Below are 21,880 nucleotides of genomic sequence, written 5' to 3'. Positions count from 1 at the left end.
AACCCCTATGCTCGTCCCATGGCGACTCGCAAGCTCAATCAGGGGGAAATGTCCCTGCCCGACCATGCCTTTTACGGCCTCGTGTGGGCCGGAACCGTGCTCACCGAGCGCGTGGGCCGCGCCCTGACCAAGGCGCACGACCTGCCGCTGTCCTGGTTCGAGGTGATGCTGTGGCTGGCCTCCCAGGACGAGCCGGTCTCCGCCTCGTCCCTGGGCAACAGCACCATGCTCAGCCGCAGCCAGGTCTCGCGCGTGCTCGATGCGCTCCAGGAACGCGAACTGGTCACACGTACGCCCTCCACGCGCGACGCGCGCGCGGTCGAGGTCGCGCTCACCGATGAGGGCCGGCGCCGCTTCGAGGAGGCCGACGCCACGCGGCGTGCGTGCCTGGCGCCGGTCTTCACCGACGTACTCGACGAGGCGGACCTCAGGGCCCTGGACGCGGTCTGGCGCAAGCTCAAGCAGCACAAGGACGCATGACGCACGAACGCATGACGCCTCCCCGGCGGGACGCGCCTTTCCGGCAGGCGACGGCAGTCGAGAAGGACCGTGTCGTCCTCGGTCACACTCCTCCCTCGCGGCGGGTCATACCTCTGACGGACCGAACGCCGTCCGTGTGACGAGCAGTACGACACCAACCGAGGAGTCGCCGTGACCGAAGGCATCAAGACGCTCATCTACCCCGTGACGGACCTCGCGAGCGCGAAGTCCCTGTTCAGCAAGGTGCTGGGCGTCGAGCCCAGCATGGACGAGCCGTACTACGTCGGCTTCCGGGTCGCGGGACAGGACATCGGTCTCGATCCCCACGGCCACAGCAGGGGCATGACCGGCCCCGTCGCCTACTGGAACGTGGACGACGTCAAGGGCAGCGTCAAAGCGCTCCTCGACGCCGGGGCGCAGGAGGTGGAAGGCGTCAAGGACGTCGGCGGCGGCAAGCTGACCGCCATGGTCAAGGACGCGGACGGCAACGTCATCGGCCTCATTCAGCCTGCTTGAGGGTACGACTCACTTCAGCCGCACGGGCGGCGCTGTCACCGGGGCAGCATGCGGTGACCGCGCCGCCCGTCCGCGACGACGTCGACGCCAAGGAGGCCGCTTCGGATGACCCCGCCCGCCCGGACCCGGGAACAACGCAAGCAGGACGCACTGATTCGGCTCGAGCAGGACGTCGACGCCTGGGTGGCGACGGCCGACCCGGAGAGCGGGACGCCCTATCTGGTGCCGTTGTCCTTCCTCTGGGACGGCGTCACGCTGTTGATGGCCACGCCGTCCTCCAGTCCGACCAGCCGCAATCTGCAGGCCACCGGAAAGGTCCGTCTCGGTATCGGCCCGACTCGTGATCTCGTACTCGTCGAGGGAACCGTGCTCGCACTGGAAGCTGCCGAGCTGAAGGACGAGGTCGGCGACGCCTTCGCGGCCAAGACGGGGTTCGATCCACGCCAACTGACCAGCTCCTACCTGTACTTCCGGATTCATCCGCAGCGCATCCAGGCCTGGCGCGAGGCCAACGAGATCGAGGGTCGCGAGCTGATGAGCGGGGGGCACTGGGTCGTCGCCTGACACACGGTTCACACCTGACCCACGGGATCACGCCGCCGGCCATCCGCCCGGACGGGGTTCGACCGCGTCGTCCGGGCGGAGACACCTCTGATACGTCCCGTGAGCACCGGGAAAGGCCCGGCGGAAGGGACTGCGGATCCGGCCGCGCGGCGACACTCCCCCGAGTGTGGCTCCCACGCCGAGCACCGGCCGGCCGGATCCGATGCACCGATCCAATCAGCCGTCGCCAACAGATCGCTAACATGTGGCCAACCTTTGTGGCGTGGGATTGGCTGAGACTGGTCGGGGGGATACGGATGCGGTTCGGGCTGCTCGGCCCTCCGGCCGTGCACGACGCCTCCGGTGACCCGCGCCCCTTGAACAGCGCCAAAGCCCGCGCCCTGCTTGCCGCGCTGCTGCTGCGGCCGAATCGCGTCGTCCCCGTGGACGAACTCAAGGCCGCCCTCTGGGGCGACGAGCCGCCCGCGTCCGCCCATGCCTCCCTGCACAATCACGTGACCCGGCTGCGCCGGCTGCTCGCCGAGGACGACCGGCTGCGGGCCGCCCCGCCCGGGTATCTCCTGCGGGTCGAGCCGGGGGAGCTGGACACCGAGGTGTTCGAGGCGCAGGTGCGCACCGCCCGTGCGGCGTACGCGCGGGGCGACTGGGCCGCGGTCGCCGAGGCCGCCCGACTCGGGCTCGCGCTGTGGCGCGGCAGTCCGCTGGCCGGGCTGTACGAACCCGGCGAGGGCGCGCCGGCGCTCGTAGAACGGCTGCGGGAATCACGGCTGTTGATGTTGGAGTGGCACTACGACGCCGAGCTGCAGCTGGGGCGTCATGACGGGGTCGGTCCCGAACTCGCCGCGCTTGTCGCGGAGTTTCCGCTGAGGGAGGCGTTTCACCGGCAGCTGATGCTGATCCTGCACCGAACGGGCAGGCAGGCGGAGGCGCTCGCCGCCTACCAGTCGCTGCGCCGCACGCTCGTCGAGGAACTGGGCGTCGACCCGGGGCCGGCGGTGCAGGAGGTCTACCAGGAGGTACTCCGCAGGCCGCAGGCCGCACGCCCAGCCGCACACTCAGTCCCAGCCGGAGCCGCACACCCCGTCTCAGCCGGAGCCGCACACCCCGTCTCAGCCGGAGCCGCGCACCCAGCGCCAGCCGCTCACCCCGTCCCAGCCCCAGCCGCACACCCAGCGCAAGCCGCAGCCGAGTCGCGGCCGCCGCCCCGGCCCGCCCAACTGCCGCCCGCGCCCGCCCACTTCACCGGCCGCGAGGACCTGGCTGCCGAGTTGCGCGCCGCCCTCGCACTCGCCGCCGCCGACGACGGTGTCAGCCGCCCCGTCGTCGTCTCCGGGATGGCCGGAGTCGGCAAGTCCGCCCTCGCCGTGCGGGTCGCCCACGCGCTGCGGGACGACTTCCCCGACGGGCAGCTGTACGTCAATCTGCGCGGCGCCACCCCCGGCGCGACCCCGCTCGACCCCGGCAACGCCCTCTGCGCGCTGCTGCGCGATCTCGGCGTCGACCCGCTACAGGTGCCCGGCGAGGTGGACGCGGCCGCGGCCCTGCTGCGGTCCACCCTCGCGCCGACCCGGACGCTCCTCGTACTGGACGACGCCGCGTCCGCCGCGCAAGTACGGCCGTTGCTGCCCGCCGGGCCCGGCTGCGCGGTCGTCGTCACCAGCCGCTCCCCGCTGACCGCGCTCGACGGCGCGGCCCGCTTCCCGCTCGCGCCGCTGTCCGCCGCGGACAGCGGGATGCTGCTGCGGGCCGTCTCGGGGCGCGGTTTCGACGAGGGCCTGGATCGGCTCGTCGAACGGTGCGGCCGGCTGCCCCTCGCGCTGCGTGTCGTCGCCGCCCGCCTCGCCGCCCGCCGCGCGCTCACCGCCGACGTACTCGCCGGGCTGCTCGACGCGCAGACCGGCCGGCTCGACCAACTCGACTACGACGACCTGAGCGTGCGCGGCTCGCTCGCCGTCGCGCACGACGGCCTCGACCCGGACGCCGCTCTCGCGCTGCGCCGGCTCGGCGCGGTGGACCTGCCCGAGTACGGCGCGCCCGCCGTCGCCCGGCTGATGGACACCGCCGAGCGGCGCGCCGCGGCCGCCCTCGACCGGCTGGTCGATGTGGCGCTGCTGGAGGAGGTCTCGTACGGCCGGTTCGTGCCGCACGACCTCGTACGGGACTTCGCCCGGGAACTCGCCGAGCGGGACGACGGCCGGCAGCAGGCCGCCGAGCGCGTTCTCGTCTGGTACGCCGAGGCCACCCGCCAGACCGGCATCGCCCTGCTCCCGCCCGGTCAGGAGGCGGGACTGCGGCTGCCCGGCCCGATCGGCGAGGCCGCGCCCTTCGACTCCGCCGAACAGGCCCTGGCCTGGGGCGATCTGGAACTGCCCAATCTTCTCGCGCTGACCGAGCGGTACGTCTCACAGTCGGCGACGGCGCTGCTGCTCGTACGGGCCGGATTCACGTATCTCCAGCGGCGCGGCAGGCTCCAGGAGCTCGCCGTGCTGGGCGAGCTGGCCCTGGACGCGGCCCGCAAATCGGGCGACACCGCGGCCGAGGCGCACGCGCTCACCGACCTCGCGGGCATGAACTTCCTCAGCGGCAGGACCGAACGCGCCCTGATCCTGAACGAGTCGGCCGTCACGATCTGGCGCACCCTCGGCGACGACCGCCGCATCCAGCGCGGCCTCGGCAACCGCGGCATGCTGCTGGAGGGACTCGGCCGGTACGAGGAGGCGGCCGATGCGCTGGAATCCGCCATCGCATACGCCCGCCGGCTCGGCGACGCGCACGGCGAAGCCATCATCCTCAGCCACCTGGGCAATCTCTACGAGCACACCGACGCCCGCGCTGCGATCGTGTGCCACGAACGCAGCCTGACCGCGGGTGTGCGGCTGAACAGCGAGATCCTGCGGCTCACCGCCCACTGCAACATCGGCTACGCCCATCTCACCCTCGGCGAACCCGCCGAAGCTGCCCGGCACTTCGACGAGAGCCTCGCCCTGATCGGTGACGACGGCGACTGGCACACCCAGTCCCAGGCCCGCATCGGCCGGGTCCGCGCCCTGCGTGAACTGGGCCGCGCCGAGGACGCCCACCGCGAATGCGCGCTGCTGCTGGAACGCGCGGGGTCCCGCGCCGACACCCAGATGCAGGCGCTCGCCCGGCACCAGCGCGGACTGCTCGTGCACGCCGAGGGCGGCGAGGACGAGGCGCGCGATCTGTGGGAGTCGGCGTTGGGCGCGCTGGAGGCGCTCGACGGCAAGCATGTGGCGCTCATGGGTGAGCTGCGGGAGCTGCTGGGCCGGTCCGCGACCCTCTGAATTCCCCGTGAAACATTCCGTCCGGGTCACCGCGTCAATGGGGTGAGGGGCAAGAAGCCCCGCTGAGCCCGCTGATCAACGGGGATGAACGGGGAGGGCATGAAACAGTCCAGCGCGGATGAATTCATGGAATTCGCAGCCGGCCGCACGGGCCATCTCTTCCGCTCCGCATGTCTGCTCACGAGCGGCGACACCCATCTCGCCGAGGATCTCGTACAGGAGACGCTCAGTCGTATGTACGTCCGGTGGGGGCGGATCGAGAAGATCGGCAACCCGGCCGGCTATGCCCAGACCGTCCTTGTACGCACCTTCCTCACCCATCGCAGGCGACGCTCGACCGCTGAGCGCCCCACCGGCGAACTCCCCGACACAGTCGCGGCGGCGCAGGACTTCGACCCGGCGCTGCGGCTCGCGCTGCTCCAGGCCCTCGGTCAACTGGCCGCCAAGGACCGGGCGGTGGTGGTGCTGCGGTACTTGGAAGACCGCAGCATCGAGGAGACCGCCGAGGTGATGCGCTCCAGCTCCGCTTCCGTACGCACCAGATCATCGCGAGCCCTGGCGAAACTCCGCGAACTGCTCGGCGACAGCATCGCCGAGCTCATCGCCCGCTGAACCGGCTGAACCGTGAACCCGCTTGTAGCCGCTGAAGCGGCTGAAACCTCCCTCACTACTGCTCACTCACCTTTCGGGAACTGGTGGTTCTCCATGCCTTTCGAAGACAACCTCGGCGAAGCACTTCGCCGTACCGGCGACACCTTCGGCACAAACCTCCAAGGGCTGGCGGAAGCCGGGCTGACCCGCGGTCGCCGCACCCTTTGGCGCAGGCGCGCAGCCGCCGTCACCGCGAGCGTGGTACTGCTCGGCGTCATGGGCGCGGGCGGGGCCTACACAGGAGTCTTCGACGACGGGGAGCGCGCGAATGTCGCCGCGCCCGATGGCCGGGGGACGCTCGGCATCCTCAGGAAGCTTCTCCCCGAGGGGAAGGTCAGCCAGGAGCGTCCGGGCAAGGGGAGCGAGCCCTACTCGCATGGCTCTCTCGTCTACGACGACGGCAAAGGCGCCGCCGCGATCTCTGTCTGGCTGGGCAGGACGGACTCGCCCCTGGCCTCCATGGCCAAACTGGCCCGCTGTGAGGTCGGTCCCGACGGCACCGGCCGCTGGGGCCCCAACGGGACCTGCACGACAAAGAAGTTCGAGGACGGCTCCGACCTGCTGCTCACTCAAGGGCACGAGTCTCCGTACCGCGACAACGACCCCAAATCCTGGTCGGCCCGCCTCATCAAGGCGGACGGTTCGGTGATCACCGTCACGGAATGGAACGCACCTGCCCAGAAGGGCGCAAAGGTCACCCGCGCCAACCCGCCGCTCACGCAGCAGCAGCTGACCGATCTGGTGACGGCGAAGGACTGGCGCAGCAAGCTGGACGCCTTCCCCCGGCGTGGCGACGGCACCCATGACGCGGACGCTCCGACCAGCAGCGAGATCGTGAACACCCTCACGCCGCTGCTCCCGTCGGGTCTGACGTCGTTCGGGGGCCTGCGCGGCACCAGCCCCACGGACTACGCCAGTCTCGGCGTCAACGACGGCAAGGGCGAGGCCCGGATCGAGGTCAATGTCGACCATCGCGGAACCAACAACGGCGATCAGGTACGGCTCGAAGAGCGGCAGGGCCCGTATCCGTGGAGCGACAAGGGCACGCTGCACCGGTCCGTCACCGCCGTCCGGCCCGGCGGCTTCCGGGTGGTCGTCACTGCCTACAACGCGGGTCAGCCGTTCGGCGAAGCGACCCGTGCCACCCCGCCGCTCACCATGAAGCAGCTGACGGCCATCGCGACCAGTCAGGAGTGGGACAAGCTCAAGTGACGGGCCGTGCACATCACTTCGCGTCGGCGTAGCACCGAACCACCGCCGTCGTGAACGGAAACCGCACCGGCGTCTCACCGAAAGCGATCCGCCCGGCCAGCTCCCCGGCCGCGCGGATCGCCTTCGCCACGTCCTGTGCCTCCTCGGCCGGGCAGTGCACGACCACCTCGTCGTGCTGGAAGAAGACCAGCTCCGCGCACATCCCGGCGGTGGCCTGGCGCAGCGCCGCCAGCATCAGCAGCGCCCAGTCCGCCGCGCTGCCCTGGACCACGAAGTTACGGGTGAAACGGCCCCGCGCCCGAGCGTTCGACGACGCGTAGCCGGGCGTGAATTCGGTGTCCGAGGTGTCCGAGGCGTCCGAGGGCGGGAGTTCCTCGCTCTCCTGGGGGATCCCCGCCTCCTCGTCGTGGCCAGAGCCGACCGCCCGCGGGCTGGTGCGGCCCAGCCAGGTGCGTACGAGCCGGCCCTCCTCGCCCGCGCGGGCCGCGTCGTCCACGTACGCCACGGCCAGCGGGAATCTGCGTCGCAGCATGGCGAGGTTCTTCAGGCCGTCGCCCGACGTCTGGCCGTAGATCGCGCCGAGCAGCGCGAGCTTCGCGTGGTCGCGGTCGCCGGAGAAGGCCCGGTCGGACAGCGCGGAGTACAGGTCGCCGTCGTGGCCCGCGACCTCCATCAGGTCCCGGTCGCGGGAGATCGCGGCCAGCACCCGGGGCTCCATCTGGTCGGCGTCCGCGACCACGAGCCGCCAGCCCTCGTCAGCGACCACCGCGCGCCGTATCACCTTCGGGATCTGAAGTGCCCCGCCGCCATTGGTCGTCCAGCGGCCGGAGACCGTGCCGCCGGGCAGATACTCGGGCCGGAACCGCCCGTCCCGCACCCAGTCCTGGAGCCAGCTCCAGCCGTGGGCCGTCCAGATGCGGTACAGCTTCTTGTACTGGATCAGCGGCTTCACGGCCGGATGGTCGAGCTCCTCCAGCTCCCAGCGGCGCGTCGACCGCACCTTGATCCCGGCATGGGCGAAGGCCTTCACCACGTCAGCGGGCAGATCGGGGCGCACCCGGCGCCCGAACGCCGCCGACACCTCGTCCGCCAGCTCCGCCAGACGGCGCGGCTCGCCGCCGCCCGCGTACCGCTCGCCCAACAGCTCGTGCAGCACCTCCCGGTGGACGTCCGCCCGCCACGGCAGCCCCGCCCGGTTCATCTCGGTGGCCACCAGCATCCCCGCCGACTCGGCGGCCGTCAGCAGCCGCAGCCGCCCTGGGTGCTCGGCGGCCTCGTGTCTTCGCTGCTGGTGGGCGTAGACCTCGAGCAGCGCCTCGAGCGGTACGGGCACGGGCTGCGGCTCGAACAGCGAGGACTGCGAGCCCGGTTCGGCCGCGCGCTGCGGCGGATCGGGTGGTACGGGAGCGTTCCGCAGCCGGGCGAAGGCGGCGGCGGCCGACCGGGGTTCGCCGAGCCGGCCCTCGTGGCCGAGCAGAAGCAGCTCCGCGTCCTCTATGTCGTAACACCGCTCGACGCGCACCCCGGCGGCCAGCAGGCGGGGATAGATCTCGGCGGTGGAGCGCCAGACCCACCGGCCGACCTCCGGCCGGGACCGGACGGCCTCGACCAGATCGGGCTCCACCTGGACGGGCCCGGTGGGCAGGCCGTCGGAGCCGAGGGGGACGAGTCGCGCCCCGTCGCCCTCCGCCGCCGCCAGAGCCCATCGTTCGCTCATGGGTGCGAGTCTGGCAGCCGGGTCTGACAACGGCCCGTTACGAGCCCCGCTCTGCGAGCCCCGCTCTCCGCGACTTGTACGCGACGTCTACGCGACCTCTACGCGACCGCGTGGAAGAGCGCCGACGCCTCGCCCCGCGACGCCACTCCCAGCTTGGTCAGGATGTTCGCGACATGGAACTTCACCGTCGATTCACTGATGTGCAGCTCCTGCGCGATCACCCGGTTGCGGTGCCCGCGGGCCAGATACGTGAGCACCTCCAGCTCCCGCGCCCCCAGTGAGCCGAGCGGACTCGCGGGCGCGGTCTGCGGCGCCCCCAGCGGGATCGTCGCCGTGACCGTGATGCCCCAGCCGGGCACGGCGTCCACGTCAAGACGCCCGCCCAGCGCGTCGAGGCGCTCGTCGACCCGGTGCGAGCCGAGCGTGGAGCTGGAGATCTCGCCGGGGCCGTCGTCCCGTACCGTCGCGCGCAGTTCGCGGTCGGTGAGCTGCCAGCCGACGTGAATCCGGCTCACATCGTCCTGTTCGAGGACGGTCAGCAGCACGGCCCGGACTACCGCGCGCGCCGCGTGCGCCACATCGGCGGCCAGCGGCCGGGCGGAGTCGGGCCCGCCCAGTTCGAGACGGACCGGGCTGTAGCGCACCAGCGGCCGCAGCGAGTCCGCGAGCCGGGCGAAAGCCTGTCCGGCGGGCTCCTCGGCGACCGCCTGGTCCCGTTCCGTCTCGGCCCGCAGCTCGATCAGCGCGCCCACGGCCAGGTCGACGGCGGTGGCGCGGGCGGCCGCGTCGTCGAGGCCCCGGCTGCGCAACACGCCGAGCAGCCCGGACAGCGCGGTGGCGTGCGTCTCGGTCAGCTCGGCGATCACCCTGGCACGCTCCCCGGCCGAGGCCCGGGACTGGACCAGCGCGCCCGGCACCGCCTCGGTGGCGAGCCGGTCGAAGTGGCTGGTCACCAGGTCCCACATGGCCTGGACGACGGCGGTGTCCGGCCCGGCGATCGCGCTGTCCTCGCCGCGTACGAGCACCAGCAGCGCCCCGCGCACGGTCGCGTCGCTGGCCACCGCGAGCACCGGGTGCTCGGCCCCGCCGATCCTGGCCGTGCCCTGCCAGGGCTGCCCGGCGGGCACCGAGTCCACCAGTGGGTGTAGTTCGGCCGCGGTGATCCGCCCGGCCAGAGCGCCCTCGCCATACGCTTTGAACGGGGAGTGCGCGCAGTGCGTGGACAGCTCGGCCGCGGCCAGATGCGGGACGAGCCCGTCCAGGGTCGCGGACAGCCGCGGCAGGACCTCGCCGAGGGGCTGCCGGATCACCTCGTAGGCGGCGGCCAGGGCGGGCGCGGCGGGCACGGATCCGGTCAGTTCCATGACGGCCAGCGTACGGCCCGGGCCGGTGCGGGCGGCTGTCCCTTCGGCCAGGTCGAACCATCCTTAAGGCGGGCCGCTCCTGGCCCGTCCGCGATCGAAGGTTGGTCCCGGCGGAAGGAGCCAGACATGAAAGCGATCGTCTTTGAAGAGTTCGGCGGACCCGAGGTGCTGCGCCTCGGCGAGGCCGAGGAGCCGCACGCCGGACCCGGCCAGGTGCGGGTCAAGGTCAAGGCGGCGGCCGTCAACCCGGTCGACTACAAGATCCGTTACGGCTGGATGCAGGAGGTCTTCCCGACCCCGCTGCCCGCGATCCCGGGGCAGGAGTTCGCCGGGATCGTCGACGAGGTCGGCGAGGGTGTGACGGCGGCCGCGGTCGGCGACGAGGTCCTGGGGTGGGCCACCACAGGCGCGTACGCGCAATACGCGCTGGCCGAGTCCTTCGTCCCCAAACCGGCCGGCCTCGACTGGGCGGAAGCGGCGGCGCTGCCGGTCGCGACCGAGACCGCCCAGCGGGTGCTCGACCTGCTCGGTGTGCGGGCCGGCGAGACGCTGCTGGTGCACGGCGCGACAGGCTCGGTCGGCGCGGCGGCCACGCAGCTCGCCGTGGCGGCCGGTGCCACGGTCATCGGCACGGCCTCCCCGGCGCGCCACGACTACCTGCGCGAGCTGGGCGCAACCCCGGTGGCGTACGGCGACGGGCTGGTCGCGCGGGTCCACGAGGCCGCTCCCCAGGGTGTGGACGCCGTTTTCGACACGGCGGGCAAGGGCGCGCTGCCGGACTCGATCGAGCTGCGCGGCGGCTCGACCGACCGGATCATCACGATCGCGGATCCGGAGGCGGCCGCGCACGGGGTGACGTTCTCGGCGGGCATGGCCGAGGCCCCGGAGATCGCCCTCGCCGAGCATGTGCGGATGGCGCTGAACGGAAAGCTCCGGATCCCGGTCGCGGAGGTCTTCCCGCTGGAGGAGGCGGCGAAGGCGCAGGCGCTGAGCGAGACGGGCCATGCACGGGGGAAGCTGGTGGTCACTCCGTCCTAGTAGGGCCCCGCCCCGCGTTCTCCCTGGTGGACGACCTCTCTAGGATCGATCGCGCTTGCTGAACCGAACCAGGGGTGGGGATTCGTAGTGCGCGGTGTCGTGGTGCGTGGCGTGGGCGCGGGGCTGGCCCCGGCGGCGCTGTTCATCGGAATGCTAACCGGCTGTTCGTCGGACCCGGAGCCGGAAGCCGATCGGGGGAAGCCCGCAGGCGGCGCGAAGAGCGCGGGGGAGGCAGCGGCGACGAGGGAGGCCAAGGGTGCGGCCAAGGGCGGCACGGTCGGGGGCGCGGGTTCGCCGTGCGCCCTGCCCGTCTCGTTCGACCTCGCGGTGGGCTGGAAGCCGCAGGCCCTCAAGGACGACCCCGAGTTCGGGCTGACCCGGCAGGGTCCCGTCACCCTCGTCTGCGAGATCGACGCCAAGCCCGCCGGGAACATCGGCTTCCTGCGCATATGGACCGGTGGCCGCAGCGGTGATGATCCACGCAAGGCTCTCGAAGCATTCGTCGCGGAGGAGGCGAAGGACCGGGACGAGGTGGCGTACGCCGGGACCAAGGCGGGCGAGTACGCCGCCACCGAGGTGATCTACCTCAACACCAACGAGTTCCTGGATGCGCCGAAGAAGGAGCGGGCTTTCGCCTTCACCACCCCCAAGGGCGTGGTCGTCGTCCATCTCGGCGGACTGGACAACGAGGAGCACGAGGGGATGCTCCCGGCGTACGAGCTGGCGAAGAAGAGCGTGCGCGGCGCCTGACGGCCTGGAGCGCGCTCGCCGGGCGGGTCCGTCTCCGTACGGGCTGCCCGAGGTGCCTGATCGCCGCGGCGCTGCGAGGCTCGTTGCATGCGAGTTGCACTGGCGCAGACCGACTGCGTACTGGGCGATGTGGACGCGAATCTCAAGACGGCCCGTGAGCAGATCGAGCAGGCCGTCGCCCAGGGCTCCGACCTCGTCGTCTTCCCCGAGCTGAGTCTGCACGGCTATCACCTGGGCGCGCTGAGGCGCGACACCTCGGTGGAGGCGCGCGATCCGCGGCTGCTGAAGCTGGGGACGTACGGCGCGGACGTGATGTCCGGATTCCACGAGCACACCGCGATGCGGGCGTACAACACCTGCGCGTACTACAGCGGCGGTGAACTCGTGCACACCCACCGAAAGTTGTATCTGCCCAACTATCTGGCCTGGGAGGAGCGCAAGCACGTCAGCCCCGGCCAGTTGCTGCGGGCGTATGACCTGCCGCGCGGTGCCGGTCGCGCGGCCACGCTGATCTGCAACGACGCCTGGCAGCCGGTGCTGCCGTGGCTCGCCGTGCAGGACGGGGCCGAGGTCCTGTTCGTACCGGCGAACAGCGCCGCGAGCCTCGATCCGGAGGCGATGGACACGGGCCTGTACTGGGACAGTCTGCTCGCCTACACGGCTCGGATGCTGCAGTGCTGGGTCGTCTTCGTGAACCGGGTGGGGAGCGAGAACGGGGCGTCGTTCTGGGGCGGATCACGTGTGGTCGACCCGCGCGGGGCGGTGGTCGCCCAGGCTCCCAAGTGGGAGCCGGGGCTCGTCACCGTGGACATCGACGCTCATGAGGCGCGTCGGCAGCGGCGGGCGGTGCCGCTGGTGGCGGAGGCGCGCCTGGGGCTGGTCGACCGCGAGGTCCGTCGTCTGATTGACGAGGGCGGCGACAGCTAGCCGGAGCCGTCCGGCGACCGGTTCGTCCTCAACCGCCGGACGGGCTGAGAGTCCGGCCGCCGGTGGCGTGGAGCCTGCCTCGGCCCATGGAATCATCGGAGGCGTGAGCACGGTCGGTACGGTGGAGAAGGCCCTCGCCGTCGCGCTGTACGCCGACGGGGACGAAGGGCTGGACACCGGCGCGTCCCTGCTCGCCGCCGATCCGTCCGCCGACGCGGAACTGCGGCTGCGCGGCGAGGAGTTCGTACGCAGTGCCTGGGAGCGCGGCTGGCAGCCGGCCGACGTCGTACGGATCGTCCGGCGTGACCTGGACGAGGCGCATGAACGGCTGGTCGCCGAGCTGATCGTGGGGGAGAGCGGGCGGTACGCACATCTCGCCCCACGCTGGCGGGCCCAGCTCGACGAGCTGCAGCGGGCCCCTTACGCCGCGGACCGTTTCTCGTACGCCACCGCCGTGCTGGAGCTGTACCGGCTGCTGATCCGGCTCCCGGGGATCGAACCGGTCGGCCCGGTCCCCGGCGCACCCTTCTCCGCCGAGCCCGCACCGCACGAGCCGCGCATGCTGACCCGCATCCGCGCCCTGCTCGCCAAGGCGGAGGCGACCGGCTACCCCGAGGAGGCGGAGGCGCTCACCGCGAAGGCGCAGGAACTGATGGCCCGCCACAGCCTCGACGATGCCCTGCTCGCCGCCCGGACCCACCGCCCCGACGCACCGGCGGCCTGCCGTATCGGCGTGGACGCTCCGTACGAGACGGCCAAGGCGATCCTCCTCGACGCGGTCGCCTCCGCGAACCGCTGCCGCGCGGTGTGGAACAGCGCCTTCGGCTTCTCGACGGTCGTCGGCTTCGACGGCGACCTGGAGGCGGTCGAGCTGCTGTACACCTCACTGCTGGTCCAGGGGACGACGGCGATGACCCGCGCGGAGGCGGGCCAGCGCGCGGGCGGCCGCAAGCGTACGAAGACCTTCCGCCAGTCGTTCCTGATGGCGTACGCCCACCGGCTGGGCGAGCGGCTCGCGGCGGTGGCGGACGAGGTGGTGACGGCGGACCTGCTGCCGGTGCTGGCATCGCGGGACGTGGCGGTCACGGACCGCGCGGACGAGATGTTCCCGCAGACGACGACCACGCGGGTCCGCGGCGCGACGGACGAGGCGGGCTGGACCCACGGCAGGGCGGCGGCGGACAGCGCGCGCATGGCGCAGGACCGCGGGAAGCTCAACCCGTGAGGGAAGCCGGCCACGCGTAGGGCGCCGGACGAGGACGGGCCGCGAACCCCGAGAGGGGTCCGCGGCCCGTAGTCGGCCCCGTAACCGAGGTCGGCCCGTAATCGACGCCGACCCCGTAACCGACCTCGTGTGTCAGGGAGTCGGGACACCCGTCGGGAGGCCGGTCGGGAGCCCCTCCGGCAGCTGGCCCGTCGCGGACTTGGTGAGCGTGTCCTTGGCGCCCGCGTCCCAGGAGATGACGAGGGTCTTGCCGTCGTTGGACTCGATCGCGCCCATCGTGCGGTCGGTGTTCCCGTCCGCGCACTTCAGCGACAGCATCGGCTTGCCCATGTCCGCCACCTCGCCCGTGCAGGCGTGCCCGTCGGCGATGAGCACGGCCTTCGTGCCTGTGACGGCCAGGTCGACGGACTTGCCGTCGGTCTTGCCGAACCAGGCGCCCTCGATGCTCGCGCTGCCCGCGTCGCCGCCGCCCGCTTCCGTGGGCGAGCCGGACGCCTTGGCGTCCTTGCCCGCGTCGTCGCCGTCGTCGCTCCCGCAGCCGGTCAGTGCCAGAGCGGCGACAAGACCCGCCGCGGCCAGTGAAGTACGTACGCGCTTGTGCACTTGTCGGTCCCCCGTAGTCGGTTTCAAGACCGCGCCAAGCTACCAGGAGGACTTGCGAACTCCCGGAAGGAATCCGGCGTGTGCCTGCTCACGCAGCCGCACCCGCGAAAGGCCGAACTTCCGCAGGTGTCCGCGCGGCCGGCCGTCCACGCTGTCCCGGTTCCGCACCCGCGTCGCACTCGCGTCGCGCGGCTGACGCCGCAACTCGGCCTGCGCGGCGGCCCGTTCGTCCGCGCTCGTGCCCGGGCGGCGGATGATCTCCTTCAACTCCGCCCGCCGCGAGGCGTATCGCTCGACGACTTCCTTGCGCCGCTCATTGCGGGCGATCTTGCTCTTCTTCGCCATCAGACCTTCACCCCGCGAGCGCGGATGCGGGCCACGGCGGCCTCGATCCCGATCGTGTCGACGGTCTTGATCGCGCGGGCGCTCAGCGTGAGCCGGACATTACGGCCCTCGCTCGGCAGCCAGTAGCGCTTGCGCTGGATGTTGGGGTCGAAGCGGCGCGACGTGCGCCGGTGCGAGTGGGAGATGTTGTTGCCGAAGCCCGGCTGGGCGCCGGTCAGCTGGCAGTGGGCGGACACAGGTGATTCACCTCTCGTTGACGGGAGCCCATTTGGTAATGGAAACCATTTCCATATACTAACCCCATGGCCCGCAACGAACTCCGCCCCATCATCAAACTCCGCTCCACCGCAGGCACCGGCTACACCTACGTGACCCGCAAGAACCGCCGTAACAACCCCGACCGCATGACGCTGCGCAAGTACGACCCGATGGTCGGCAAGCACGTCGACTTCCGAGAGGAGCGCTGAGCAGCGCGATGAAGCCCGGTATCCACCCCCCGTACGGCCCCGTCGTCTTCCGTGACAAAGTGGCCGATTTCGCCATCCTCACCCGTTCGACCGCCACCAGCGAGAAGACGGTCGAGTGGGAGGACGGCAACACCTACCCCGTCATCGACGTCGAGATCTCCTCCGCCAGCCACCCCTTCTATACGGGGACCGCGCGGGTGCTCGACACGGCCGGGCGGGTGGAGCGCTTCGAGCGGCGGTACGGAGGCCGAGCGTGAGGCTTCCCGTCGCGCTCGTCGCCGGGCTGCACTCCGACGCCCGCAAGGCCGCCGTGGACCGGCTGCTGGCCACGGTGCCCGGCAGTGTCGCGCTCCACCACGACCTGTCGACCGCCGCGCGGGGGACCGTCGTACGGAGCGTCCGCGACGCGCACGGCGTGCAGAGCACCGGCGAGACGCCGCTGGTCAACGACTGTGCCTGCTGTGCGCTGCGCGAGGACCTGGTGCCCGAGCTGGAACGGCTCGCGGACGGCGGGACGACCCGGCTCGCGATCGTCGAGCTGTGGGACTCCGTAGAACCGAAGGCGATGGCCGAGGTCGTCGCGGCGCACGGCGGCGAACGCCTCACCGTCACCTCGGTGATGACCGCCGTCGACCCGGCCCTGCTGCTGCCCTACCTCGCCAACAGCGACGACCTGATCGACGCGGGGCTCGCGGCCGCCACCAGCGACCAGCGCACGGTGGCCGACACCTGGGCGCGCCAGTTGGAGTACGCGCCCGTGCTCGCCGTCGTCGACAGCGAAGGACCTCAGGGTGCTTCCGACGAGGACCGCGCGCTGCTCGCCCAGCTGCACCCGACCGCGCGCCAGGTCGAGGTCGGCGGAGCCGGTCTGGCCGCCGCCGCGCTGGCAGGCTTCGACGTGGAGGCCGCGGCGGCCGCCCAGCACCCGGCCTGTGCGCTGCTGCCGCAGGAGGCGGACGACTGCGGTGTCGGTACCTACGTCTGGCACCGCCGCCGCCCCTTCCATCCGGAGCGGCTCTACCAGGCGCTGGAGGACCTGACCTGTGCGGCGGCCCGCAGCCGCGGCCGCTTCTGGCTCGCGGACCGCCCGGACACCCTGCTGGCCTGGGACGCGGCGGGCGGCGCGCTCTGCGTGGAGAACGCCGGACCCTGGCTCGCCTCGCTGCCGGATGCCGCCTGGGACCTGGTCCCGCCGGTCCGCCGGGCCGCGACCGCGCTGGACTGGCACCCCGAGCACGGGGACTGCTGCCAGCATCTGGTCTTCACCTCGCCGGGCCTGGACCGCGACGGTCTGGAACAGCTCCTCGAATCCTGCCTGTTGACCGATGCCGAGTACGCCGCGGGCCGCGAGGCCTGGAAGCGGCTGCCACCCGCCTTCGACTCCCTCCTGGAGGTCTGATGTCCCCCCGCCGCACCGACCCGCGCAAGCCCGTCAAGTCCCGCCCCAACCCGCTGCACCAGGCGAAGATCACGTACATCGACTACAAGGACACAGACCTGCTGAGGAAGTTCATCTCGGACCGCGGCAAGATCCGCAGTCGCCGGGTGACGCGGGTGAGCGCCCAGCAGCAGCGTCTGCTGGCCCGTGCGATCAAGAACGCCCGTGAGATGGCGCTGCTGCCGTACTCCTCCGGAAAGTGATGCGTAGGAGATTCCCTACGCTTGACCCGTAGGGAATCTCCTACCTATCGTGGGGGCATGAACATCACCCACGCCTCCTTCGTCACCCTGCCCGTCACCGACCAGGACCGGGCCAAGGCCTTCTACACCGACGTCCTCGGCTTCGAGGTCACCGCCGACCGGCAGATGCCGCCGGGCCGCTGGCTCCAGGCCGCGCCGAAGGGAGCCCAGACCGTCTTCACGCTCTCGGGTCCCGGCATGGGCGGCTTCACTCCCGGCTCCGCGCAGGGGATCATGTTGGTCACGACCGATGTCGACGCCGAGTGCGCGAGGCTCGCCGCGGCCGGGATCACCGTGGACGGGCCGAACGACCTCCCCTGGGGGCGGATGGCCGGGTTCCAGGACCCCGACGGCAACGGTCTGATGCTGCTGACGGAGAAGGAAGGCGTGTAGATCCGCCATGAGTGCCACCGGTGCGCGCGAGGCGAGTGAGGACCGGCTCTTCGCCGCGCTCGCGAACACCCACCGGCGCGAAGTGCTGCGGCTGCTGCGCGACACCGGTCCCCAGCCCGTCCAGGTCATCGCCGACCACTTCGACATGCGCCGGCCGAGCCTCTCGGAGCACCTCAAGGTGCTCCGGGAGGCCGGTCTGGTCTCCGAGGAGCGCGCGGGCCGGCAGCGGATCTACCGCCTGGAGGCCGCCCCGCTCGCGGAGGTGCAGGACTGGCTCCATCCGTACGAGCGGTTCTGGCGCGACAGGCTCAAGGGTCTCGGCGAGCTTATGCCCGACGATGAGCCATGACCTCCCCGTACGAGCGTGACGACCAGCGCGGTGGTGAGCGCGACGACCAGCGCGATGGCGAGGGTGACGAAGACCTCACCACCATCCGCGTCGACCAGTTCCTGGCCCATCCGCCCGCCAAGGTCTGGCGCGCGCTGACCGAGCCCGAGCTGATCGCCCAGTGGCTGATGCCGGGTGACTTCCGCCTCTAAGTGGGCCATCGGTACACGATGACGGCGCTGCCGCGGCCGAACACCGACTTCTCCGGCACCGTCCTGGCCGAGGTCCTCGCGTACGAAACGGAGCGCATGCTCCGGGTCCGCTGGGCCGACGCCATGGGCGCCCGGAACCCCGCCGACTGGACGATTACCTGGACCTTGGAGCCAGAAGGGCGTGGAACACGTCTCTTCCTTGCGCACGAGGGATTCGACCCGGACGACCCGGCTCAGGTCATGGCGCACAAGCTGATGGGCGGCGGCTGGAGGTCGCAGGTCCTGCGGGCGCTGCGGGACACGCTGGAGAAGCTGTAACCGAGGGACCACCCGGCGTGCACGTGCATCTGCCCGTGCAGCTGCTCACGCATCGGCGTGGGAAACACAGCTATGATCCGGAACAGTTGACACATGCACCTTGTACCCCGGGAGCGTTCTCGTGCACCACGCGTACAACGGCATGGCGGCCACGGAACTTCGCGGGGTCGTCTGGCAGAAGAGCAGACACAGCAACTCCCAAGGGTCCTGCGTGGAGTTCGCCAAACTGCCCGGCGGAGACGTGGCGATGCGCAATTCACGGCACCCCGACGGCCCAGCTCTGGTCTATACGCCCGCCGAGATAGAGGCGCTGCTACTGGGCGTCAAGGACGGGGAGTTCGACCACCTGGTCTAGGCAGCCGGGTTCGTGGATGCTGTGGGCCCAAGGGACGTCGGCTGAGGCTGTCCGGCGGGTGGCTTCGCGCGCGAGCCGCCGGGGCCACTCGACCCCGACGGCCTAGCCCAGCCGGAACAGCGCCCAGACGACCTTGCCGCGCAGCGACCCGGCCAGCGGGTGCCAGCCCCAGCTGTCGCTGAATGAATCCACCAGAAACAGACCGCGGCCCGACTCGGCGCCCCCGCTCGGGTCCGGAAAAGGGGCGTCCTCGCTCTCGCCGGACGCCCCTGGACTGTCGTGGCTGGGATCGCGCACCGCGCACACCAGCCGGCTCGTCCAGCGCATCAAATGCAGCCGTACGGGCGGGTCCTGGGACTCGCGGATCTCCCGCGGGGCGTCGTCGGGCAGGGCGTGCCGCAGTGCGTTGGTGACAAGTTCGGAAACAACCAGTGCGACATCGTCGAAACGCTCGCTCAACTCCCACTGCCCGAGCGTCGCCTTGGTGAACTGCCGTGCCCCACGCACCGCTTCATAGCGGGCCGGCAGGGCGCACGAGGCTGAGCTGGAAACCGCTGCGGGATCCATTGGGGGAAGCCCCTGCCGTAACGGCTCGAGCATGGTCGATCCATTCGTCCCCATGCGAGGCACTCCCAGGAATCGCGGCTGTGACGCTACAACACGAACGAGCACGCAGGTGCGCGAGGACCATGGTTCCCAATGCGTAGAGCAGATGCAAGGGCAGATGCACGTGCACGTGCCCGACCTGTCCGCCCCGGTGCCGGTTCTTACTCATTTCTTCCGCAGATCTCTTTCCACCCTCTTCCCGAGGCTGTCTCATTTCCGTAATCGAACGAGTACGGGCTGAAGCGTTTTGGTGGCAGAATCCCGGTCTCGGGGTTCGGGGGCACTCCGCGAGACTGGCAACGACGCACATCGACAAGCAACGACACACACATCGACGTAGCAAGACCTAGCGATGGGGAGGGTTGGAGTCGTGACCGCAGGCGAGTCTTCCGGTTCCGTGGTGCGGCGCATCCTGTTGGGCTCCCAACTGAGGCGGCTGCGCGAGTCGCGCGGCATCACCCGCGAGGCGGCTGGTTACTCCATCCGCGCATCCGAATCCAAGATCAGCCGCATGGAGTTGGGACGGGTGAGCTTCAAGGCGAGGGACGTCGAGGATCTGCTGACGCTCTATGGAGTCGCCGACGAATCGGAGCGCGGATCCCTCCTCGGCCTCGCCAAGGAGGCCAACGTCGCCGGGTGGTGGCACAGCTTCGGCGACGTACTGCCAGGCTGGTTCCAGACATATGTCGGCCTGGAGGGCGCCGCCTCGCTCATCCGGATCTACGAAGTGCAGTTCGTACACGGCCTGCTGCAGACCGAGTCGTACGCGCACGCGGTTGTCACCCGCGGCATCCCGGACGCCCCGCGCGCCGAGATCGACCGCCGGGTCGCGCTCCGCCTGGAGCGCCAGAAGGTCCTCGTCTCCGAGCGCGCGCCCCGCTTCCACGCCATCCTCGACGAGGCGGCCCTGCGCCGCCCGTACGGCGACCGGGCAGTGATGCAGGGCCAGTTGAGGCATCTGATCGAGATCTCCGAGCAGTCGAACATCATCCTGCAGGTGATGCCCTTCAGCTTCGGCGGGCACGCGGGCGAGAGCGGCTCCTTCACCATGCTGCGTTTTCCCGAGTCGGACCTCTCCGACATCGTCTATCTGGAGCAGCTCACCAGCGCCCTCTACCTGGACAAGCGCGAGGAGGTCGCTCAGTACGAACGAGTGATGGAGCGTCTCCAGCAGGACAGCCCGGACCCTGCCGAGAGCCGGGATCTTCTCCGTGGTCTCCTCCAACTGATCTGAAACACAAGTACGATGACGTGAAGTCAGGCATCTGCTTCTGCGTAAGGAATCGGATCACATGTCCTTGTTCACCGAGCTGGCCCACCAGTACATCGATGGCGAGTGGAGGCCGGGAAGCGGCTCCTGGGACATCATCGATTTCAACCCGTACGACGGGGAGAAGCTGGCCTCGATCCCGGTCGCCACCGCCGTGGAGGTGGACCAGGCCTACCGCGCCGCGGAGCGCGCGCAGGAAGCCTGGGGCGCAACCAATCCGTACGCCCGCCGACTGGTCTTCGAGCGCGCCCTGCGAATCATCGAGGACCGCGAGCAGGAGATCACCGAGACGATCATCGCGGAGCTGGGCGGCACGCATCTCAAGGCGGCCTTCGAGCTGCACCTCGCCAAGGAGTTCCTGCGCGAGGCGGTGCAGCTTTCCCTGCGGCCCGAGGGCCGGATCCTCCCTTCGCCGGTCGACGGCAAGGAGAACCGCGTCTACCGCCTGCCGGTCGGCGTCGTCGGCGTCATCAGCCCCTTCAACTTCCCCTTCCTGCTGTCGATCAAGTCGGTGGCCCCGGCGCTTGCGCTGGGCAACGCGGTGGTCCTCAAGCCGCACCAGAACACCCCGATCTGCGGCGGGTCCCTGGTGGCCAAGGTCTTCGAGGACGCGGGCCTGCCCGCCGGGCTGCTGAACGTCGTCATCACCGACATAGCCGAGATCGGCGACGCGCTGCTGGAGCACCCGGTGCCGAAGGCCATCTCCTTCACCGGCTCCGACAAGGTGGGCAAGCACGTCGCCACCGTCTGCGCGGCCAACTTCAAGCGCGCCATCCTCGAACTGGGCGGCAACAGCGCGCTGATCGTGCTGGAGGACGCGGACATCGACTACGCGGTGGACGCGGCGGTCTTCAGCCGTTACGTGCACCAGGGCCAGGTCTGCATGGCCGCCAACCGCGTCCTGGTGGACCGGAGCGTGGAGAAGGAGTTCACCGAGAAGTTCGTCGCAAAGGTCAAGACCCTGAAGGTCGGCGACCCGGCGGACCCGCAGACCCACATCGGCCCGCTCATCAACTCCTCGCAGGCCGACGCCGTCACGACACTGGTCGACCAGACCGTCGAGGCCGGGGCGACCGCGCTGCTGCACGGGACGTCCGAGGGCAATCTCGTGGGCCCGTCGGTGCTGACCGGTCTCTCGGCCGACTCGCCGGTCCTGCAAATGGAGATCTTCGGCCCGGTGGCGCTGATCGTGCCGTTCGACGGGGAGGACGAGGCGGTCAGGATCGCCAATGACACTCCCTACGGACTGAGCGGCGCGGTGCACACCGGTGACATCGAGCGGGGTGTACGGATCGCCCAGCGGATCAACACCGGAATGATCCACATCAACGACAGCACCGTCCACGACGAGCCCATCGTCCCCTTCGGCGGCGAGAAGCACTCCGGCAGCGGGCGATTGAACGGCGAGTCGATGATCGAGGCGTTCACGACGCAGAAGTGGATCTCGGTGCAGCACGGCCGCTCGCAGTTCCCCTTCTGATCTCTCCTCGACCTGATATCTCCGCGACCTGATCTCTCCTCGACCTGAAATCTCTGCGGTGCCCGGACCCTTGC

The 21,880-nt window shown here is 70.7% G+C and carries 25 protein-coding genes and 1 pseudogene; 20 read left to right on the top strand and 6 right to left on the bottom strand.

The genetic code is table 11. The features are described 5' to 3' along the window. Positions 1 to 18: 18 nt before the first annotated feature. From ACFYWY_RS21895 to ACFYWY_RS21870, 6 genes are all read left to right on the top strand, one after another. Entirely contained in the window at positions 19 to 480 is a 462-nt protein-coding gene (locus ACFYWY_RS21895; RefSeq protein WP_389189123.1) for a MarR family winged helix-turn-helix transcriptional regulator, read from the top strand. 171 nt (positions 481 to 651) lie between these two features. Next, a complete protein-coding gene (locus ACFYWY_RS21890) occupies positions 652 to 996 on the top strand; it encodes a VOC family protein (protein WP_389189120.1) in 345 nt (114 codons plus the stop codon). Positions 997 to 1,101: 105 nt separating this feature from the next. Then, complete coding sequence (locus ACFYWY_RS21885) at positions 1,102 to 1,560, top strand: pyridoxamine 5'-phosphate oxidase family protein (protein ID WP_389189117.1); 459 nt, start codon at positions 1,102 to 1,104, stop codon at positions 1,558 to 1,560. Between the two features lie 296 nt (positions 1,561 to 1,856). Next, positions 1,857 to 4,865 (top strand): BTAD domain-containing putative transcriptional regulator, encoded by a 3,009-nt coding sequence (locus ACFYWY_RS21880; RefSeq protein ID WP_389189113.1) that lies wholly within the window; start codon positions 1,857 to 1,859, stop codon positions 4,863 to 4,865. A 99-nt stretch (positions 4,866 to 4,964) separates the two neighbouring features. Continuing rightward, positions 4,965 to 5,477, top strand: a complete 513-nt coding sequence (locus ACFYWY_RS21875) for a SigE family RNA polymerase sigma factor (RefSeq protein ID WP_389189110.1) — start codon at positions 4,965 to 4,967, stop codon at positions 5,475 to 5,477. 93 nt (positions 5,478 to 5,570) lie between these two features. Continuing rightward, complete coding sequence (locus tag ACFYWY_RS21870; RefSeq protein WP_389189107.1) at positions 5,571 to 6,728, top strand: hypothetical protein; 1,158 nt, start codon at positions 5,571 to 5,573, stop codon at positions 6,726 to 6,728. A 13-nt stretch (positions 6,729 to 6,741) separates the two neighbouring features. Here ACFYWY_RS21870 and ACFYWY_RS21865 read toward each other — a convergent pair whose 3' ends face one another. After that, positions 6,742 to 8,445, bottom strand: a complete 1,704-nt coding sequence (locus tag ACFYWY_RS21865) for a bifunctional 3'-5' exonuclease/DNA polymerase (RefSeq protein WP_389189104.1) — start codon at positions 8,443 to 8,445, stop codon at positions 6,742 to 6,744. Positions 8,446 to 8,543: 98 nt separating this feature from the next. Next, positions 8,544 to 9,809, bottom strand: coding sequence for a LuxR C-terminal-related transcriptional regulator (locus ACFYWY_RS21860; RefSeq protein ID WP_389189101.1), 1,266 nt, complete (start codon positions 9,807 to 9,809; stop codon positions 8,544 to 8,546). 126 nt (positions 9,810 to 9,935) lie between these two features. Here ACFYWY_RS21860 and ACFYWY_RS21855 point away from each other — a divergent pair, with 126 nt between their 5' ends. From ACFYWY_RS21855 to ACFYWY_RS21840, 4 genes are all read left to right on the top strand, one after another. Then, positions 9,936 to 10,847, top strand: a complete 912-nt coding sequence (locus ACFYWY_RS21855; protein ID WP_389189099.1) for an NADP-dependent oxidoreductase — start codon at positions 9,936 to 9,938, stop codon at positions 10,845 to 10,847. An 87-nt stretch (positions 10,848 to 10,934) separates the two neighbouring features. Continuing rightward, entirely contained in the window at positions 10,935 to 11,597 is a 663-nt protein-coding gene (locus ACFYWY_RS21850) for a lipoprotein (RefSeq protein ID WP_389189096.1), read from the top strand. 87 nt (positions 11,598 to 11,684) lie between these two features. Next, positions 11,685 to 12,524 carry a nitrilase-related carbon-nitrogen hydrolase gene (locus ACFYWY_RS21845; protein WP_389189093.1) on the top strand — a complete coding sequence of 280 codons (840 nt, stop codon included), beginning with the start codon at positions 11,685 to 11,687 and terminating at the stop codon, positions 12,522 to 12,524. 121 nt (positions 12,525 to 12,645) lie between these two features. Beyond that, complete coding sequence (locus ACFYWY_RS21840; RefSeq protein ID WP_389189246.1) at positions 12,646 to 13,749, top strand: DUF2786 domain-containing protein; 1,104 nt, start codon at positions 12,646 to 12,648, stop codon at positions 13,747 to 13,749. Positions 13,750 to 13,881: 132 nt separating this feature from the next. Here ACFYWY_RS21840 and ACFYWY_RS21835 read toward each other — a convergent pair whose 3' ends face one another. From ACFYWY_RS21835 to rpmB, 3 genes are read right to left on the bottom strand one after another with little or no spacing between them, the layout of a single operon-like run. Then, positions 13,882 to 14,352 (bottom strand): hypothetical protein, encoded by a 471-nt coding sequence (locus ACFYWY_RS21835; RefSeq protein WP_389189091.1) that lies wholly within the window; start codon positions 14,350 to 14,352, stop codon positions 13,882 to 13,884. A 39-nt stretch (positions 14,353 to 14,391) separates the two neighbouring features. After that, complete coding sequence (gene rpsN, locus ACFYWY_RS21830; RefSeq protein WP_389189088.1) at positions 14,392 to 14,697, bottom strand: 30S ribosomal protein S14; 306 nt, start codon at positions 14,695 to 14,697, stop codon at positions 14,392 to 14,394. Continuing rightward, positions 14,697 to 14,933: a 50S ribosomal protein L28 gene (rpmB, locus tag ACFYWY_RS21825; RefSeq protein ID WP_389189086.1), complete on the bottom strand. Its 237-nt coding sequence runs from the start codon at positions 14,931 to 14,933 to the stop codon at positions 14,697 to 14,699. Before rpmB ends, rpsN begins: the two co-directional genes overlap by 1 nt. A 66-nt stretch (positions 14,934 to 14,999) precedes the next feature. On the opposite strand from rpmB, the gene rpmG reads away from it, so the two are divergent. From rpmG to ACFYWY_RS21785, 8 genes and pseudogenes are all read left to right on the top strand, one after another. Further along, on the top strand, positions 15,000 to 15,164 hold the full coding sequence (gene rpmG, locus ACFYWY_RS21820; RefSeq protein WP_389189082.1) for a 50S ribosomal protein L33: 165 nt from the start codon (positions 15,000 to 15,002) through the stop codon (positions 15,162 to 15,164). 8 nt (positions 15,165 to 15,172) lie between these two features. Continuing rightward, positions 15,173 to 15,421, top strand: coding sequence for a type B 50S ribosomal protein L31 (locus ACFYWY_RS21815; protein WP_215097335.1), 249 nt, complete (start codon positions 15,173 to 15,175; stop codon positions 15,419 to 15,421). Next, positions 15,418 to 16,563, top strand: coding sequence for a CobW family GTP-binding protein (locus ACFYWY_RS21810; protein ID WP_389189078.1), 1,146 nt, complete (start codon positions 15,418 to 15,420; stop codon positions 16,561 to 16,563). The genes ACFYWY_RS21815 and ACFYWY_RS21810 overlap by 4 nt, the downstream gene beginning before the upstream one ends. Further along, positions 16,563 to 16,805, top strand: coding sequence for a 30S ribosomal protein S18 (gene rpsR / locus ACFYWY_RS21805; RefSeq protein WP_389189075.1), 243 nt, complete (start codon positions 16,563 to 16,565; stop codon positions 16,803 to 16,805). Before ACFYWY_RS21810 ends, rpsR begins: the two co-directional genes overlap by 1 nt. 57 nt (positions 16,806 to 16,862) lie before the next feature. Next, positions 16,863 to 17,237 carry a VOC family protein gene (locus tag ACFYWY_RS21800; RefSeq protein ID WP_389189072.1) on the top strand — a complete coding sequence of 125 codons (375 nt, stop codon included), beginning with the start codon at positions 16,863 to 16,865 and terminating at the stop codon, positions 17,235 to 17,237. 7 nt (positions 17,238 to 17,244) lie between these two features. After that, positions 17,245 to 17,586, top strand: a complete 342-nt coding sequence (locus tag ACFYWY_RS21795) for an ArsR/SmtB family transcription factor (RefSeq protein ID WP_389189069.1) — start codon at positions 17,245 to 17,247, stop codon at positions 17,584 to 17,586. Next, a pseudogene (locus ACFYWY_RS21790) lies at positions 17,583 to 18,095 on the top strand (SRPBCC domain-containing protein). The gene ACFYWY_RS21795 and the pseudogene ACFYWY_RS21790 overlap by 4 nt, the downstream one beginning before the upstream one ends. A 121-nt stretch (positions 18,096 to 18,216) precedes the next feature. Beyond that, positions 18,217 to 18,450: a DUF397 domain-containing protein gene (locus tag ACFYWY_RS21785; protein ID WP_389189066.1), complete on the top strand. Its 234-nt coding sequence runs from the start codon at positions 18,217 to 18,219 to the stop codon at positions 18,448 to 18,450. Positions 18,451 to 18,552: 102 nt separating this feature from the next. On the opposite strand, the gene ACFYWY_RS21780 is transcribed toward ACFYWY_RS21785, so the two are convergent. Further along, complete coding sequence (locus tag ACFYWY_RS21780) at positions 18,553 to 19,071, bottom strand: ATP-binding protein (RefSeq protein WP_389189063.1); 519 nt, start codon at positions 19,069 to 19,071, stop codon at positions 18,553 to 18,555. A 355-nt stretch (positions 19,072 to 19,426) separates the two neighbouring features. Between ACFYWY_RS21780 and ACFYWY_RS21775 the strand changes: the two genes are divergently transcribed. Both ACFYWY_RS21775 and ACFYWY_RS21770 read left to right on the top strand, forming a co-directional pair. After that, on the top strand, positions 19,427 to 20,290 hold the full coding sequence (locus ACFYWY_RS21775; RefSeq protein ID WP_389189060.1) for a helix-turn-helix domain-containing protein: 864 nt from the start codon (positions 19,427 to 19,429) through the stop codon (positions 20,288 to 20,290). Between the two features lie 58 nt (positions 20,291 to 20,348). Further along, positions 20,349 to 21,806 (top strand): aldehyde dehydrogenase family protein, encoded by a 1,458-nt coding sequence (locus tag ACFYWY_RS21770; protein WP_389189057.1) that lies wholly within the window; start codon positions 20,349 to 20,351, stop codon positions 21,804 to 21,806. The last annotated feature ends 74 nt before the right edge of the window (positions 21,807 to 21,880 follow it).

Origin of the sequence: Streptomyces sp. NPDC002870 (assembly GCF_042888505.1) — a bacterium.
Taxonomy (GTDB): domain Bacteria; phylum Actinomycetota; class Actinomycetes; order Streptomycetales; family Streptomycetaceae; genus Streptomyces.
Note: the sequence above shows the minus strand (reverse complement) of the source record. Positions and strands in the feature narration are given on the sequence as shown.